Origin of the sequence: Microbulbifer yueqingensis, assembly GCF_900100355.1 — a bacterium.
In the GTDB taxonomy this organism is placed as follows: domain Bacteria; phylum Pseudomonadota; class Gammaproteobacteria; order Pseudomonadales; family Cellvibrionaceae; genus Microbulbifer; species Microbulbifer yueqingensis.
This window is the reverse complement of sequence record NZ_FNFH01000003.1, coordinates 176252-191419: the sequence shown is the minus strand read 5'-3', so window position 1 is coordinate 191419 and position 15168 is coordinate 176252. Positions and strand designations below refer to the sequence as shown.

At 62.0% G+C, this 15168-nt stretch carries 11 protein-coding genes; 9 read left to right on the top strand and 2 right to left on the bottom strand.

All coding sequences use genetic code 11. From position 1 onward, the window contains the following. Positions 1-407 precede the first annotated feature (407 nt). Positions 408-2474: a choline BCCT transporter BetT gene (gene betT / locus BLT26_RS08030; RefSeq protein ID WP_091511746.1), complete on the top strand. Its 2067-nt coding sequence runs from the start codon at positions 408-410 to the stop codon at positions 2472-2474. Between the two features lie 9 nt (positions 2475-2483). Next, a complete protein-coding gene (gene betA, locus BLT26_RS08025; protein ID WP_091511743.1) occupies positions 2484-4184 on the top strand; it encodes a choline dehydrogenase in 1701 nt (566 codons plus the stop codon). Positions 4185-4229: 45 nt separating this feature from the next. Here betA and betB read toward each other — a convergent pair whose 3' ends face one another. Together betB and BLT26_RS08015 are read right to left on the bottom strand one after the other, a co-directional pair. After that, entirely contained in the window at positions 4230-5693 is a 1464-nt protein-coding gene (betB, locus tag BLT26_RS08020) for a betaine-aldehyde dehydrogenase (protein ID WP_091511739.1), read from the bottom strand. Between the two features lie 148 nt (positions 5694-5841). Then, the gene (locus BLT26_RS08015) at positions 5842-6624 is read right to left on the bottom strand and encodes a TorF family putative porin (RefSeq protein ID WP_091511735.1); all 783 of its coding nucleotides are present in this window, start codon (positions 6622-6624) and stop codon (positions 5842-5844) included. A 210-nt stretch (positions 6625-6834) separates the two neighbouring features. Here BLT26_RS08015 and BLT26_RS08010 point away from each other — a divergent pair, with 210 nt between their 5' ends. The 7 genes from BLT26_RS08010 to tusC all read left to right on the top strand — a co-directional run bounded on the left by BLT26_RS08010 (position 6835) and on the right by tusC (position 15157). Further along, the gene (locus BLT26_RS08010) at positions 6835-7545 is read left to right on the top strand and encodes a TVP38/TMEM64 family protein (protein WP_091511731.1); all 711 of its coding nucleotides are present in this window, start codon (positions 6835-6837) and stop codon (positions 7543-7545) included. Further along, positions 7545-9788 (top strand): glucosidase family protein, encoded by a 2244-nt coding sequence (locus tag BLT26_RS16480; RefSeq protein WP_091511727.1) that lies wholly within the window; start codon positions 7545-7547, stop codon positions 9786-9788. Before BLT26_RS08010 ends, BLT26_RS16480 begins: the two co-directional genes overlap by 1 nt. Beyond that, positions 9785-11059, top strand: coding sequence for a glycosyltransferase (locus BLT26_RS08000; protein WP_091511724.1), 1275 nt, complete (start codon positions 9785-9787; stop codon positions 11057-11059). Before BLT26_RS16480 ends, BLT26_RS08000 begins: the two co-directional genes overlap by 4 nt. A gap of 18 nt (positions 11060-11077) precedes the next feature. Further along, complete coding sequence (locus tag BLT26_RS07995) at positions 11078-13543, top strand: endonuclease/exonuclease/phosphatase family protein (protein ID WP_091511721.1); 2466 nt, start codon at positions 11078-11080, stop codon at positions 13541-13543. A gap of 66 nt (positions 13544-13609) precedes the next feature. Then, positions 13610-14287: a Bax inhibitor-1/YccA family protein gene (locus BLT26_RS07990; protein WP_091511716.1), complete on the top strand. Its 678-nt coding sequence runs from the start codon at positions 13610-13612 to the stop codon at positions 14285-14287. Positions 14288-14378: 91 nt separating this feature from the next. After that, positions 14379-14771: a sulfurtransferase complex subunit TusD gene (tusD, locus tag BLT26_RS07985; RefSeq protein WP_091511712.1), complete on the top strand. Its 393-nt coding sequence runs from the start codon at positions 14379-14381 to the stop codon at positions 14769-14771. 23 nt (positions 14772-14794) lie between these two features. Beyond that, entirely contained in the window at positions 14795-15157 is a 363-nt protein-coding gene (tusC, locus tag BLT26_RS07980; RefSeq protein WP_091513301.1) for a sulfurtransferase complex subunit TusC, read from the top strand. The last annotated feature ends 11 nt before the right edge of the window (positions 15158-15168 follow it).

The window sequence follows — 15168 nt, the reverse complement described above, 5'->3', positions numbered from 1 at the left end:
CCAGCCCGGAGAGCCGCGAGCACAGCGAAGCGCATCCCTGCCCCACCGCCATATAAAGAAACCCGGCGCCATGCCGGTTTTTTTATATGGGGTTGGGGGAGACCTGGATGAGAAACCCGGTTCGACTCGCAGGGCGCCAGCCCGGAGACCAGCGAGCGCACCGAAGCGCACCCCTGCCCCACCACACACCTGCCCTAACCTGCGTCCAGTTCCACATATCAGCCAGCCTGGGACACGCAGCACCCCCTATCTCCGATCCTCAATCAGGAAGCGAAAAACCGCCGCCCTGACGTGGGGCGGAGCGTCATACACCAGTGGGCCCCAGGCACCGGAAGCCCCGCCCCACTTGCGACCAGCCACTCCCGGATAGTCTATGCTCTAGTCACTGAAAACTCTGGGTGACTCCCATGCACGAATCCAAACCCTCGCTGGAGAGCTCCAAGGCTTCTCCCGAAGAGGCCAAGATCAAGTGGATTGTTTTTGCCACTTCGGGAATAGGCATCGTCGTTTTTTCTCTCTGGGCGATGATTTTCACCGAGCAGGCCGGCACCTACCTCAACGGGGTGCTGGGCTGGATCTCTGGCAGTTTCGGCTGGTTCTACTTTATCGCGGTGGTCGTCTACCTGATCTTCGTGATCTTTATCGCTGCCTCCAAGTACGGCGATATCAAACTGGGGCCGGCGCACTCCGAACCGGAATTTCCCCTGATTACCTGGGCCGCCATGCTGTTCGCGGCAGGCATCGGCATCGACCTGATTTTCTACTGTATCGTCGAGCCGGTCACCCAGTTCATGGAACCACCGGTGGGAGAGGGCCAGACCGAGGACGCGGCACGCCGGGCAATGGCCCTCACGTTCCTGCACTGGGGACTATCCGGTTGGGGGGTCTATACGCTGGTAGGCATGTCCCTCGCGTATTTCAGCTTCCGCCACGGCCTGCCCCTCACAATTCGCTCAGCCCTCTATCCGCTGTTTGGGAAACGGATTTATGGGCCCATCGGGCATACGGTGGATATCGCCGCAGTGCTTGGTACCGTGTTTGGTGTGGCCACCAGCCTGGGGATCGGCATTATCCAGCTGAACTTTGGTCTCAATTACATGTTTGGCATTCCCGAAGGCACGATGACGCAGGCCGCGCTGGCCACGATCATCGTGGTATTCGCCGCGATTTCTGCATGGACCGGGGTGGAAAAAGGCATCCGCCGCCTCTCCGAGTTCAACATGTTGCTGGCCGTGGTGCTATTACTGTTCATACTGTTCGCCGGTGAAACGCGCTTCCTGCTGAACGCATTTGTCACCAATATGGGCGACTACCTGCAGAATTTCGTCGACCTGTCATTCAACACCTACGCCTTCGACCCGCCCACGGAATGGCTCAATGCCTGGACCATCTTCTTCTGGGCCTGGTGGATCGCATGGGGCCCGTTCGTCGGACTGTTCCTGGCGCGGATCTCGAGGGGACGCACGATTCGCGCCTTCGTGTCGGGCACCCTGATACTGCCATTCCTGTTTATGTGTGCCTGGATGGCGATCATGGGTAACTCCGCCATCGACCTGGTGATGGGTGGCGCCACCGAGTTCGCCGAGAAGGCAGTAAACAATCCGGGTTCGGCAATCTACCTGTTCCTCGAGCAGATGCCCTGGACAATCGTCACCACTATTGTGGTCACCATTCTCGCCATAGTCTTCTTTACCACCTCCGGCGACTCGGGCTCCCTGGTGCTATCGAACCTGACCAGCCGCCTCACGGATCCCAATCACGATGCCCCGCCGTGGATGCGTGTCCTCTGGGCGGTGATCATCGGTATCGTCACACTGGCGCTGTTGATGACCGATGGGCTCTCGGCCCTGCAGAGTGCTGTAGTCATCATGGGACTGCCTTTTGCTTTCGTGCTTATCCTGATGATGTTCGGTCTGACCAAGGCGCTGCACCTCGAGGGCCTCAAGGCCACCAGTGTGCAGGCTGCACTTTCCGGCCAGCTCTCCGGCCGTACCATGGGCGGCGAGGACCGCGCCAACTGGGTGCAGAGGCTTTCGCGGGCGGTCAGCTTTCCCAGCAGGAAGCAGGTGGAAGAGTTTATAGAGGAAACCATCCGACCCGCATTTGAGGCAGTGAAGGAAGAGCTCGAAGAAGAGGACTATCCGGTGGAGATCTCCGGGGAGAAGGGCGACAACCTTCACCTGCGACTCGACGTGGGCCTGAAGGAGGAGGTCAACTTCACCTACCAGGTCTGGCCGCGGGAGTGCTCGATGCCAAGCTTTACCGTGCGTGCCGAGAAACCGCGCTCCACCTATTACCGACTGGAACCCCACCTGCGTGAGGGCGGGCTTACCTACGACCTGATGGGCTACACCCGCGACCAGGTAATCGGGGATATCATCGACCACTTCGAGGCCCACCTGCAATACCTGTTCAAACGTCGCGAACTGGGTGCGCCGTCTCCCGGCGACCAGGACGAGCCGGGTCCGACCTAGGGAGTGTTGATGAATACCGAATCCTTCGACCAGACATTCGACTACATCGTGGTAGGGGCCGGTTCCGCCGGCTCAGTGGTCGCCAGCCGCTTGACCGAAGACAAGGACACCAGCCTGCTGTTACTGGAGTACGGCGGCAAGGACAACTCCATCTATATCCAGATGCCGTCGGCCTTCTCGATTCCGCTGGGCATGCCAAAGTTCGACTGGGAGTTTTACACCGAGCCGGAGCCGGGACTACACGGGCGACGGATTCACCAGGCGCGCGGCAAAGTCATCGGGGGTTCTTCCTCGATCAATGGCATGGCCTACGTGCGCGGCTGCAAGGGCGATTACGACGAGTGGGTCGAGAAAGGCGCGGAGGGCTGGGGCTATGCCGACGTGCTGCCCTACTTCAAGCGCTCGGAGGACTGTGTCTACGGTGGGGACGAGTATCGCGGTGAAGACGGGCCGGTGACCACCTGTAACGGCAACAATATGCAGAATCCCCTCTACCGCGCGTTTATTGAGGCGGGCAAGCAGGCTGGCTACGGCTACACAGAAGATTACAACGGCTATCGCCAGGAAGGCTTCGGGCGCATGGACATGACCGTACGCGACGGTGTCCGCTGCTCCACCGCCCTTGCCTATCTCAAGCCGTCCCAGAACCGCAGCAACCTGGAACTTAAGATGCATGCGCTCACGACGCGCATCATCATGGAGGGCAAGAAAGCGATCGGTGTCGAGTACGAACACGGCGGCAAGACGTTCCGCGCGCGCGCCAACCGGGAGGTGATTCTCTCGGCCAGCTCGTTCAATTCGCCCAAGCTGCTGATGCTCTCGGGTATCGGCCCGGCGGAGCATCTCAAGGAGCATGGTATCGACGTGGTGCATGACCTGCCGGGCGTGGGCCAGAACCTGCACGACCACCTGGAAGTCTGGGTGCAGCAGAAATGCAAGCAGGACATCACCCTGAATGGCTGGCTGGGACCGCTGGGCAAGGCCTGGATCGGCATCAACTGGCTGCTGTTCAAGCGCGGGCTCGGCGCGTCAAATCACTTTGAGTCGAACGGCTATATCCGGAGCCGTGCCGGGCTCAAGTGGCCTGACATCCAGTATCACTTCCTCGCCGGTGCCATCGCCTATGACGGCTCGAGCGCGGTGGAGGGACATGGGTTCCAGGTTCACCTGGGCTGCAACAAGCCGCTGAGCCGCGGCTGGGTAAAACTGAAGTCGGCCGACCCGCGCCAGGCGCCGGAAATGGTCTTTAATTACTTTTCCCGCGAAGAGGACAAGCAGGCTTTTCGCGCGGGACTGCACTTCACCCGCGAAATTTTCGCCCAGGCAGCCATGGATCCCTATCGCGGCGACGAGGTATCGCCCGGCCCAGACGTGCAGAGTGATGACGAGATCGACAACTGGCTGGCCGAAACCGCGGAAACCGCCTATCACCCGGCGGGCAGCTGCCGGATGGGGACAGATGAAATGGCGGTGGTGGACCCGGAATGCCGCGTCCACGGTATCGAGAACCTGCGGGTGGTGGATTCGTCAATCATGCCGACGGTGACCAACGGCAACCTGAATGGGCCGACAATCATGATCGGCGAGAAAGGCGCCGACCATATCCGCGGCAAGGGCATGCTTACGCCTTCAACAGCGGACAGCTATGTGGCCCAGGGCTGGGATGAGAGCCAGCGTGAGGGCAGCCCGGCACGCCCGCTCGAGAAATGACCTGCCGATTCCGGCAGGCCGGTGCGGCCACCTAATGGTACGTGATCAGTAAGGAGCATCCACGTCGCCCTCGGCGACATAAACGGTCTTCAGGCGGGTATAGTATTCGAAGGCGCGGCGGCTGTTTTCCTTGCCCATGCCGGACTGCTTGATTCCACCGAAGGGCATCTCCACAGGTGTCAGGTTGTAGTGGTTGACCCAAACGATACCCGCATCGAGCTTCGCCGCCACCCGGTGGGCGCGCTGCACATCGCGGGTAAACAGCCCTCCCGCCAGGCCAAAGTGCGTGCGGTTGGCCCGCTCCAGCACCTCGTCTTCGTTGTCGAAACTGAGCAGCGAAAGTACCGGGCCGAAAATTTCTTCCTGCACGATAGTCATGTCGTCGCTGAGCCCGTCGAAGATTGTGGGCTGGACAAAGTTACCGTCCGGAAACCCTTCTACCTTGGCCCTGCCACCCCCTGTCAGTAGCTTGCCACCCTCCTTCTTGCCCTTTTCGATATAGTCCAGGACACCATTCATGTGGTCGCGGCTGATCAGGGGGCCGAGATCGGTATCCGGATCCAGCGGGTCTCCCAGCTTCAGTTTTTCGGTTCGCGCCACCAGCTTTTCGACAAACTTCTCCCTGACCGACTCATGCACAAAGACCCGGGTACCGTTGGTGCATATCTCGCCCTGGGTGTAGAAGTTGCCGAGCATCGCGGCGCCGACCGCGTTGTCCAGGTCGGCATCCTCAAAGATTATGAGCGGCGACTTGCCCCCAAGCTCGAGCGTAACGAGTTTAAGGGTCTCACTCGCGGCGCGCATCACTGCCTTGCCCGTCTCCACACCTCCGGTCAGGGAAACCTTGGCAATGCCAGGATGTGCAGTCAGGGCCTTGCCGGTGTCAGAGAGCCCCGGCACTACATTGAAGACGCCATCGGGCAACCCGGCCTCCTTGAACAGCTCGGCCAGGCGTAGGGCGGAAAGGGGCGTGAGTTCGGCGGGCTTGAATACCATTGCATTCCCTGCAGCGAGCGCCGGGGCAGATTTCCAGGCCGCTATCTGGACGGGATAATTCCAGGCGCCGATTCCAGCGCACACGCCGACAGGCTCCGGGCGCGTATAAAAGAAGCCCCCGGGAACCGCCTGGTATTCCCCCTGTACCGAGGCCGCCTGGCCGCCGAAGAACTCCAGGCAATCAGCCGCAGAGCCCACGTCGGCCTCCGGGGTCTCGGCGATGGGCTTGCCGCCATCCAGCGATTCGAGCCGCGCCAGCTCATCGCAGTTCTGGCGCAATAACTGGGCAGTGCGCACGAGTATGCGCCCGCGCTCGGCGCCACTCATAGCTGCCCATGCCTCCTGCCCCTCCCTGGCGGATTCCACCGCCCGGTCTACGTCTTCCTTACTGGCCTGGGCCACCTTGCAGATGGCCTTACCTGTAGCGGGATTGAGTGTCTCGAAGTACTCCCCGTCTGCGGGAGCAGTATATTCACCGTGTATCCAGAGGAGTCGGTCACTTGAATCCGACATGGTTTTCTCCTGCAGGTCAAAGGGTCCGGTCAACTGAGTTTAGGAAAAGTCGGGCGGGAATAAACACACTTGGACAACCGGCGCAGGCGAGCAAACGGCCAGCCCGGCCCATATTATCCGGGCTGCGCCTGCGGTCGAGGCGGGCATGCTAGAAGCTGCGATTGATACTGAACACCACCTCGCCGTCTGCGAGTTTTGGCCGGGCCAGGAATGGATCGATGCCATCGGTGTCATACCAGCGCAAATCGAAAGTCCAGTCCTCGATCGAGTAGTCTATGCCGAGGTCGTAGTAAACATAGTCCAGGTTGTCAAATGCGTCTTCGAAGGTCTGCTCCCCTACCCGCACAGATATGGAAAAATTGTCGGGAAGCTCGTAAGCCAGGGTTAACTCATAGGCCAGGGCCGACACCTCATCGAGGAAATCCTCGCCGAAGTAGTTGTCGGCATACCAGACACTCGGGGTTAGCGAGAACTTGTCCTTGGTCCAGGTGAGGTAGACATAGACTTCGCCATAGTCCAGGTCAAAGGGTGACTTGGGGTAGTTATATGACCAGTAACCAATGTCATAGCTGAAGTTGCTCTCACCAAAGTTACCTGCCAGCCCAATGTAGGGGTCGAGCTCCATGCTGTTGCCGGGGCCGCCGAAATCCGTGTTGGATGCCCAGACACCGACGTAAAAGCCCTTGTCATGAGACCAGTTCATGTCCCCCTGGACCTGTGGCCCCAGGTTGGAATTGGAAATACTGCGGAACATATAGTCGGTGGCAAACATCAGGTTGCCGCCGAATGTCCCGAAGGACTCTTCCTCCTCCTCAGCTTCCCCTTTGTCCTCCTGGGCCAGGGAAGCAAGCGGCGTTATGGACGCAGCAAAACTGCCTGCCACAGCAAGCACACGCAACACACGCAACACACGCAAAAATGACCATTCCATGGAATCTTCCTTGACCGTCCCCGTGGGGAAACCTTTCTCCGTTAAGTAGGCTAGATATAGGCAAGTTACGCCGGTTTGCAAGATACTGGCGACAACAGCCTCTTTTCTGGTGCTCCCGTGGCACCAGGCGATAAACAAAATAGCCGTCACTTGGCTAGTCTTAGTGGAAGAACGCGAAAACCACACTAGCGCGCCCGATTGAGCGAGCCTATGGCAGTCAAATACTCACCGGTCTGGATAATCCTCCTCAGCACTATCGTGGTGGGTATCGCCGTGGGCCTGCTGCTCTACTTTGACCTGGATGACCGGCTGATCGAACTACTGCAGTGGTTGGAAAGCCAGGGCTGGCAGGCGAGCCTGTTGTTTATACTGATCATCGCCCTGGCAATCGTGGTACTCGCGCCCGGAGTCATTTTCACCATGGGCGCCGGTTTTGTCTTCGGCGTGGTCAAGGGAACCATATTTGTGGTTGTCGGCACCGTTCTCGGTGCCACCATTGCGTTCCTGATTGCCAGGTACCTGTTTGGTCCGCGACCGTCGCGATGGCTGATGGGGCACATGCGCCCACCCCACCTCGGTGAGGTCATCAGGGATGAAGGGTGGCGCCTCGTGATGCTGACAAGGCTGGTGCCCCTGTTCCCGTTCAAGCTGTCCAACTATTTTTTCGGCCTGACACCGGTGCGGCTGCGGGATTTTGTCATCGGCAATGCCATCGGGATCATCCCGATCAGCCTGCACAATGTCTACCTGGGCTCCATCGCCTCGGACCTGGCTACCCTTGGCGCCATGGAATCAGAGCGCACCCCGGTCCAGTGGGCATTTTACGGCCTCGGATTCGTTCTCGCCGTGATCGGCGTGATTGGGATTACGCGCATCGCGCGACGCGCCCTGGCTCAGAAAATTGACAGAGAGGACCTGTAATGCCCTGGATGAAATGGCTGCCGTGGCGCTTCTTTGTGCGCAAGTTCGCCACCTCTCACGGGTTCCTGGATCCGCTATCCGTAATGGCGCACCTGCAGCGCTTCGCCCAGCCTTCGGAGGTCGCCGAGCCCATTGAGCTGCTGCGCGCCGGGGTGATTTTCCACGCACGGGCCCTGATCAACAGCAAGGTTATCCAGCACAACCTCGACTGGGTGTGGCCCTATTGGGTGGAGCGCCAGTTTGACCCGTTGGACAGCTCCTTCATTCCCCGGGCATTCTCCATCACCCACTGCAACCTGAGCCATCGCAACTGGACCGCGGTAGGCCTGCCCGATTGCGAGGAAATGCCGGTCATCGATCCCCGCGGCCTGCTTACCCCCCATTACGACGGCTGGTCGATAGATACCTGGGTGGTGAATACGCGCGGCGAAAAACTGCTCCCCTCCAAGCTGGACCAGTGTCGCCAGCAACTGGAGTTCGGTGAAAATATCAGTGTGCTGACAGAAACCGCCCACGCCGACATGCGCCTGCAAAACCGGGCATTTGTCGAGCAGGAAGATGGCGCTGCGCACTGCCGGTTGCGCCTGCAGGCCGAGAGTGCGTCGGGAGGTTGGCTGATTGTTGCCTTGCGTCCCTACAACCCCGAAGGCGTGAGTTTCGTTCACAAGGTGCGCCTCGACAATGATCGCCGCAACTGGCTGATCGAGGACAAGTACGCAGTGGAATTCGACCGTGCGCTGGAGAGGCACCTGGCCTCTGATTACCATCACGGCGATATCTTCCTGCACTTGCAGGATGAAGGTGGCCGCACGCACGGCGAGTGCGAGGTCGGGATGGCCACCGCCGGGGCCATGTTCCGCATCGAGCCGGGCCAGGCGCTGCCGGTGGAAGTCAGGATACCGCTCAAGCCTGAAAAGCACAGGTCGCCAACGCCCCTGCACTGGGGCGATACCCTGACCAACCACTGCGCCATGTCGATCCCCGACGAAAAGCTCCAGTTTCTCTATGACGCCGCCATCCGCACCCTGATCCTCCACTCACCGAAGGATGTCTATCCCGGCCCCTATACCTACAAGCGTTTCTGGTTCAGGGATGCCGCCTTCATGATCCAGTCACTGCTCTACGCCGGCCTGGTCGAGCGCGCGGAACGCGCCCTCGACCAGTTCCCGCACCGGCAGAAACGGGATGGATTCTTTCACTCCCAGGACGGCGAGTGGGACTCGAATGGCGAGGCGCTATGGATCTTTGACCTCTTCTGCCAGCTTACCAACCAGCCGCTCAAGCAGGGCTGGCGCGACCCGGTGCTGCGCGGCGCCAGCTGGATCGACAGCAAGCGGCTGCCGAAGGACGGCAGCCGCTGCGGGGGACTGTTACCGGCCGGCTTCAGCGCCGAACACCTGGGGCCCAATGACTGCTATTACTGGGATGACTTCTGGGGCGTGGGCGGACTGCACGCGGCCGCCGCCATCTGTGAGCGCGAGGGCATGCACAATGACAGCAGCCGATTCGCCGGCCAGGCACGGGATTTTCAGCAGACCATCGACGAGAGTCTCGCCGCTGCAGCAGAACGCCTGGGCCGGGCGGCCATGCCGGCGTCCCCCAACCGGCGACTCGACCCTGGCGCCATCGGCTCTGTCGCAGCCGGTTACCCCCTGCATCTCTATCCCGCCGACGACCCGCGGCTGCTAGACCTGGCGGAGTTCCTGATGGACAACTGCTTTGTCAGCGGCGGTTTCTTCCAGGATATGATCCACTCCGGTATCAATGCCTACCTCACCCTGCATATCGCCCAGCTGCTGTTGCGGGCCGGCGATGCCCGCTGTGTCGAACTGATGCGGAACGTGGCACAACTGGCCTCACCCACCGGGCAGTGGCCCGAGGCCATTCACCCGCACTCCTTCGGTGGTTGCATGGGCGACGGCCAGCACGCCTGGGCGGCGGCGGAATGGGTAGCGATGCAGCGCAACTGCTTTGTGCGCGAGGAGGGTGATACCCTGGTGCTGGTCTCCGGCCTGCCACCGGAGTGGCTATCCGACCAGGCGTCGGCGCACCCGATCCACTTCGGCCCCGCCTTGACCCGGTTCGGGCGTATCTCCCTCGAGGTCGCTCCCGGCGCATCGCCGCGCGTGAGCTGGATGGCGGAGTGGCACCGGGATGAGCCACCAATCGAGGTGCGGGCGCTCGGCTTCGCGCCGGTGCGGGTTCCACCCGGCAGCCAGGAAGTGGAGCTCACCCCGCAGTGAACATCGTGATGCTCACCAATACCTATCTTCCGCACGTGGGCGGTGTGGCCCGTTCGGTGGCGGCCTTCGCCGAGGAGTACCGTGCCCGGGGCCACAGGGTACTGATCGTTGCGCCCGAGTTTTCGCAGTACGTGAAGGGTGAGCAGGATGTGGTGCGAATCCATGCAATCCAGAATTTCAATGGCAGTGACTTCTCGGTTGCCCTGCCCTTCTCCCCCCACCTGAGTGAACGGCTCGATGAGTTCCAGCCCGATATTGTCCATTCCCACCATCCATTTTTGCTCGGCATGACAGCGGTGCGCATAGCCCGCTCGCGGGAGCTGCCGCTGGTGTTCACCCACCACACCCTCTACGAGCGTTATACCCACTATGTCCCCGCCGATTCACAGGCACTGAAACGGTTTGTCATCGAACTGGCCACCCGCTACGCCAACCTCGCCAGCCTTGTTTTCGCTCCCAGTGAAAGCATTGCAGACATCCTCCGGGAGCGCGGGGTGACCACGCCGATCGAGGAAATGCCTACCGGCCTGCGTGAAGAGCAGTATCTCCCCGGCGACGGGGCCGCCATGCGCGCCGAGTTGGGCATTCCCCCCGATGCGCATGTGCTCGGCCACCTGGGTCGGCTGGCGCCGGAGAAGAACCTCGAGTTCCTCGCTGCGGCAGTGGCGGACTTCATGCAGGAGCAGCGCGAAGCGCACTTCCTGCTTGTCGGCAGCGGTCCCAGCGGCAGTGCCATCGAAAAGCTGTTTGAGGCGCAGGGACTGGCGGACCGACTGCATATGCCCGGCACCCTCCAGGGCAGCAGGCAGAGAAACGCCTATGCGGCAATGGATACCTTTGTGTTTGCCTCGACCAGTGAGACCCAGGGCATGGTACTCACCGAGGCCATGGCCGCCTCGGTGCCGGTGGTGGCCCTCGATGCCAATGGCTGCCGGGAAGTCGTGCGCGACCGCGTCAACGGGTGCCTCGTCAAGCGCGAAGACCGGTCGGAATTTGTCGCTGCCATTGACTGGCTGTACCGGCAACCGGCACCCCAGAGAAGAGCCCTGTGCGACGCTGCCCTGGCAACAGCACGCCAGTTCTCCATGGAACGCTGCGCCAGCCACGCACTAGAACTGTACCGCCCACTGTTGAAAAAAAGATGGCAGCTGGACGATTCCGTCTACGCCCAATGGATGCGCCTGCGCAACCTGATTGCGGCGCAGTGGGACATCTTCGAAGGGGTGACCAGCGCCGCCGGGGCCGCCTTCGGGCAACCGCCACGGCGCTGAAGGGGATAGAGCAGCGTCATGTTTGACCGTATAGAGACTCGCCTGCGCCGCCTGCGCCGCCGTTTCAGCCGCAGTGCCTGGATGGCGAAGCTGCTCAAGCTTTCCACCAGCGAAAGCCATCCCACCGATCACGGCCTGATTCTTATCCAGGTCGACGGCCTGGCCTATCCCCAGTTGCAGAGGGCGCTGGCCAAGAAACGCATGCCGTTCCTGCGCAAGCTGATTCGCAAGGAACACTACCAGCTGGACCATCTTTTCCCGGGTGTGCCCTCCACCACTCCCGCGGTGCAGGCGGAGCTCTTTTATGGCGTGCGCGCCATTGTGCCGGCATTCGGTTTTATGATGCGCGATACAGACCAGCTGGTGCGCATGTATGACCCCGACGCCGCCTGCGCGGTAGAGAAGAAGCTGGAAGCCAGGGTAGATGACCCCCTGCTCAAGGATGGCAGCTGTTACCTCAGCCTGTTTCGCGCCGGTGCCGCTGACGGCGAGGCCCACTTTTGCCCTGCGTCGCGGGGCTGGGGACCGGCGCTGCGCGAGGCGTCCCCACTCACCGTCCTGCTGCTCCTGCTGAGCAACGTCTGGGGCCTTATACGCACCGGGGCCCTTCTGGTGATAGAGGTTGTGCTCGCCATCATCGACTCCATTCGCGGGGTCGTCCACGGCGAAGACTTCTGGCGGGAACTGATGTTTATCCCGACACGCGTCGCGGTAACCATCCTGATGCGCGAGCTCTGCACCTTCGGCGTCAAGATCGATATCGCCCGCGGCCTGCCCATCATCTACGTCAACCTGCTCGGCTACGACGAGCAGTCCCACCGGCGCGGCCCTGACTCCGCCTTCGCGCACTGGGTTCTGAAAGGTATCGATGACGCCATCGCTCGGATCTGGCGGGCCGCGCACCGTTCCGAAAACCGCCAGTACGATGTATGGATTTTCTCGGATCACGGGCAGGAGCAGGCAGAGCCCTATGAGGTACGCCACGGCCGCAGCCTCGGCGAGGCGCTCTCGGAGGCATTGCGCGACCTGCCGGGCGACAGTGACCGCTATCGCAGCACCGGCCGGCGCGGTGTGCAGCTGGAAAGGGCGCGGATGTTCGGCAGTGAATGGATCGAGAAAATGATCCCCAGGGACGAGCCGGGCGAGACCGAGCCCGAATCGCCGCTGGCACTGGCGGCACTCGGGCCGGTGGCCATGCTCTACAACCTGCGCACCAATGGTACGCCGCGCCAGGAGATTGCACGGCTGATCGTCGAACGCGCGGCGGTGCCACTGGTGCTCTACCGGTCATCGGATGAAGAGGATACCCCTGTGCACGGCTGGTGGCGCGGTGGCGCGGTGGAACTCCCCCGGGACGGGCTGCGCCTGATGGGCGACGAGCATCCGTTTGCCGAGCAGACAGCCGCGGACCTCGCCCAACTCTGTCACCACCCCGATGCCGGCGACTTCATCATGAGCGGCTGGTGTGCCGGCGAGAAACCCATGACCTTTGCGGTGGAGAACGGCAGCCACGGCGGGCCCGGTCCCAACGAGACCAACGCCTTTGCCCTGCTGCCCAAGGATATCCGCCGCCCCGAACAGGGATACTGGCGCGCGGAGGACCTGCGCCGGGCAGCCCAGGAATTCCTGGAGCTATACCATCCGCTGGTACTGGTACCCACTCCGCGGGCCCATGCGACGAAGACGCTGCGGGTCATGACCTACAACGTGCACAGCTGCCTGGGGGTAGATGGCAAGTATTCCGCCCGGCGTATTGCCCGCGTGATCGCCCGTTACCAGCCGGACGTGGTAGCCCTGCAGGAGCTGGACGTCAGCCGGCCGCGCAGCGGCGGGGACGACCAGGCAGAGCGGATCGCGCGCTACCTGGAGATGGACTTCCAGTTCCATCCCGCCATCAACCTGGAAGAGGAGCGCTACGGCGATGCCATCCTGTCGCGGCTGCCGATGCGGGTGGTCAAAAAAGGCATATTGCCGGGGCCGCCGGAGGCAGCCAGGCGCTCCCTGCTTCCCACTGTGGACGAACCCCGCGGGGCGGTCTGGGTGGAGGTAGAGCACAATGGCGAGAAGGTCCACATCGTCAATACCCACCTGGGTCTGGGCAAGGCCGAGCGGCTGCGGCAGGTCGATGCGCTGCTGGGGCCCGACTGGCTCGGCCACCCCGAGTGCGGCGGCTACAAGGTGCTGCTGGGCGATTTCAACGCCCTGCCGAATTCTGCAGAGCACAAGCGGCTCTCCGAGCAGTTGCACGACGCGCAGATGCACCTGGCCAACCACCGCCCGCGGGGCACCTTCCCCAGTCGCCTGGCGCGAGCACGTATCGACTATATTTTTACCGGCCGGCGCCTGAAGGTCAGCAAGGTGGTGGTGCCCCGCACCGAGCTGACACAGGTGGCCTCGGATCACCTGCCCCTGATTGCGGACCTGGAACTGCCCGGTCGAGCTGAGAAATCGAGCGCCAGCGGGCCGGAAGGTAAAGAAAGCTGAAGTAACTTGATGGGCCACCCCCGCAGCTATATGATTTGGCCAATCGTTCAATAGCAGGAGAAGCTAATGCAACCGCAAGTCTATTCACCCTCAGGCGCCCTGGACCGCGCTGAATCGGCCAAGGTGCTGCGTAATACCTACGCACTGCTCGCCATGACCGTGCTCTTCAGCGCGTTCACTGCCGGGATTGCCATGGCACTGGGCATGGGGCGTGGCATGGGCCTCATCTGCTCCATTGCCGCCATCGTGCTGGTGTGGTTCGTACTGCCCCGCACCGCCAACTCCGGCGCGGGCGTCGGCGTCGTATTTGCGTTCACCGGCCTGCTGGGTGCCTCCCTGGCCCCGTTGCTGAATTACTATGTGGCCGCCGGCATGGCCCAGGTCATCACCCAGGCGCTCGGCACCACGGCGCTGATCTTCTTCGCCCTGTCCGCCTACGTGCTGACCACCCGCAAGGACTTCAGCTTTATGGGCGGCTTCCTGTTCGTGGGCCTGATCGCGGTACTGGTCTGCGCCCTGGGCATGGTGATCGCCGGCTTCTTCGGCGTGCATATGCCGCTGGCCAGCGTGGTACTGAGTGGCGTTATCGCCCTGCTGTTCTCCGGATTCATCCTGTACGACACCAGTGCGATCATCAATGGCGGTGAGACCAACTACCTGATGGCCACCACCCGCCTGTACCTGGATATCCTGAACCTGTTCACTGCGCTGCTGCATATCATCGGCTTCGCGTCCGACGATTGATCCAGCCACTGGCTGAACAGTTCCACCGGGGCCCCGCTTTGAGCGGGGCCTTTTGTATCCGGCCATTTCTGATACCTGCAACCGAGCTGCCATGAAATTTTCCCTCGCAGTCTATTCCGCGCCCCACTCCAGCCAGTCTGCCGCCAGCGCCCTGCGGTTTGCACGCGCCCTGCTTGCGGAGGGCCACGAGCTGCACCGGGTGTTTTTTTACTGCGACGGCGTACACAACGGCAGTGCACTGGCGGCTCCCCCCCAGGACGAACCGGACCTGCTGGGCGCCTGGCAGGCGCTGCAGGCCGAGCACGGCCTCGACCTGGTGGTCTGTATCGCGGCCGCGCAGAGACGTGGCGTCCTGAGTGAAAGCGAGGCCCGGCGCCTGGAGCGGCCGGCGGCCAACCTGGCCGAGGGTTTCGAGCTGGCCGGGCTGGGACAGCTGGCCGACGCGGTAGCGCAGTCGGACCGGCTGGTGACGTTCGGCGGCTAAAGGACAAGATGAGGGAAAACGAGATGGCAAAGCGATTTCTCGCCCTGTGCCGCCAGGCACCCTACGGCAACGCCCTGGCCCGAGAGGGCCTGGAGGCGGTGCTGGCCGCCTCCGCCCTGGAACAGGTGCCGGACCTTCTGTTTTGCGGCGACGGCGTATTCCAGCTGCTGCCGGAGCAGTCACCGGCGGGAATCGAGCAGAAGAGCCTGCAGCGCAACCTGCAGGCGCTGCCGGTGTTCGGGATCGAGACGGCCTATGTCTGCGAACGCAGCCTGGCCCAGCGCGGCCTGGACCTGGGAATGCTTGCCAGCGGTGGCCCGGAATTGCGCCCGGTCAGCGACACCGGCAAACTGATCGCCGGTTACCACTCCGTATTAAATTTCTAGCGCCGCCAAAT

Excerpts from the sequence above, each read along its gene's own strand:
- betB (WP_091511739.1), bottom strand. The coding sequence starts at position 5,693 with ATGTCGGATTCAAGTGACCGACTCCTCTGGATACACGGTGAATATACT.
- BLT26_RS07990 (WP_091511716.1), top strand. The coding sequence starts at position 13,610 with ATGCAACCGCAAGTCTATTCACCCTCAGGCGCCCTGGACCGCGCTGAA.
- BLT26_RS16480 (WP_091511727.1), top strand. The coding sequence starts at position 7,545 with ATGCCCTGGATGAAATGGCTGCCGTGGCGCTTCTTTGTGCGCAAGTTC.
- betA (WP_091511743.1), top strand. The coding sequence starts at position 2,484 with ATGAATACCGAATCCTTCGACCAGACATTCGACTACATCGTGGTAGGG.
- BLT26_RS07995 (WP_091511721.1), top strand. The coding sequence starts at position 11,078 with ATGTTTGACCGTATAGAGACTCGCCTGCGCCGCCTGCGCCGCCGTTTC.
- BLT26_RS08015 (WP_091511735.1), bottom strand. The coding sequence starts at position 6,624 with ATGGAATGGTCATTTTTGCGTGTGTTGCGTGTGTTGCGTGTGCTTGCT.
- tusC (WP_091513301.1), top strand. The coding sequence starts at position 14,795 with ATGGCAAAGCGATTTCTCGCCCTGTGCCGCCAGGCACCCTACGGCAAC.
- tusD (WP_091511712.1), top strand. The coding sequence starts at position 14,379 with ATGAAATTTTCCCTCGCAGTCTATTCCGCGCCCCACTCCAGCCAGTCT.
- BLT26_RS08010 (WP_091511731.1), top strand. The coding sequence starts at position 6,835 with ATGGCAGTCAAATACTCACCGGTCTGGATAATCCTCCTCAGCACTATC.
- betT (WP_091511746.1), top strand. The coding sequence starts at position 408 with ATGCACGAATCCAAACCCTCGCTGGAGAGCTCCAAGGCTTCTCCCGAA.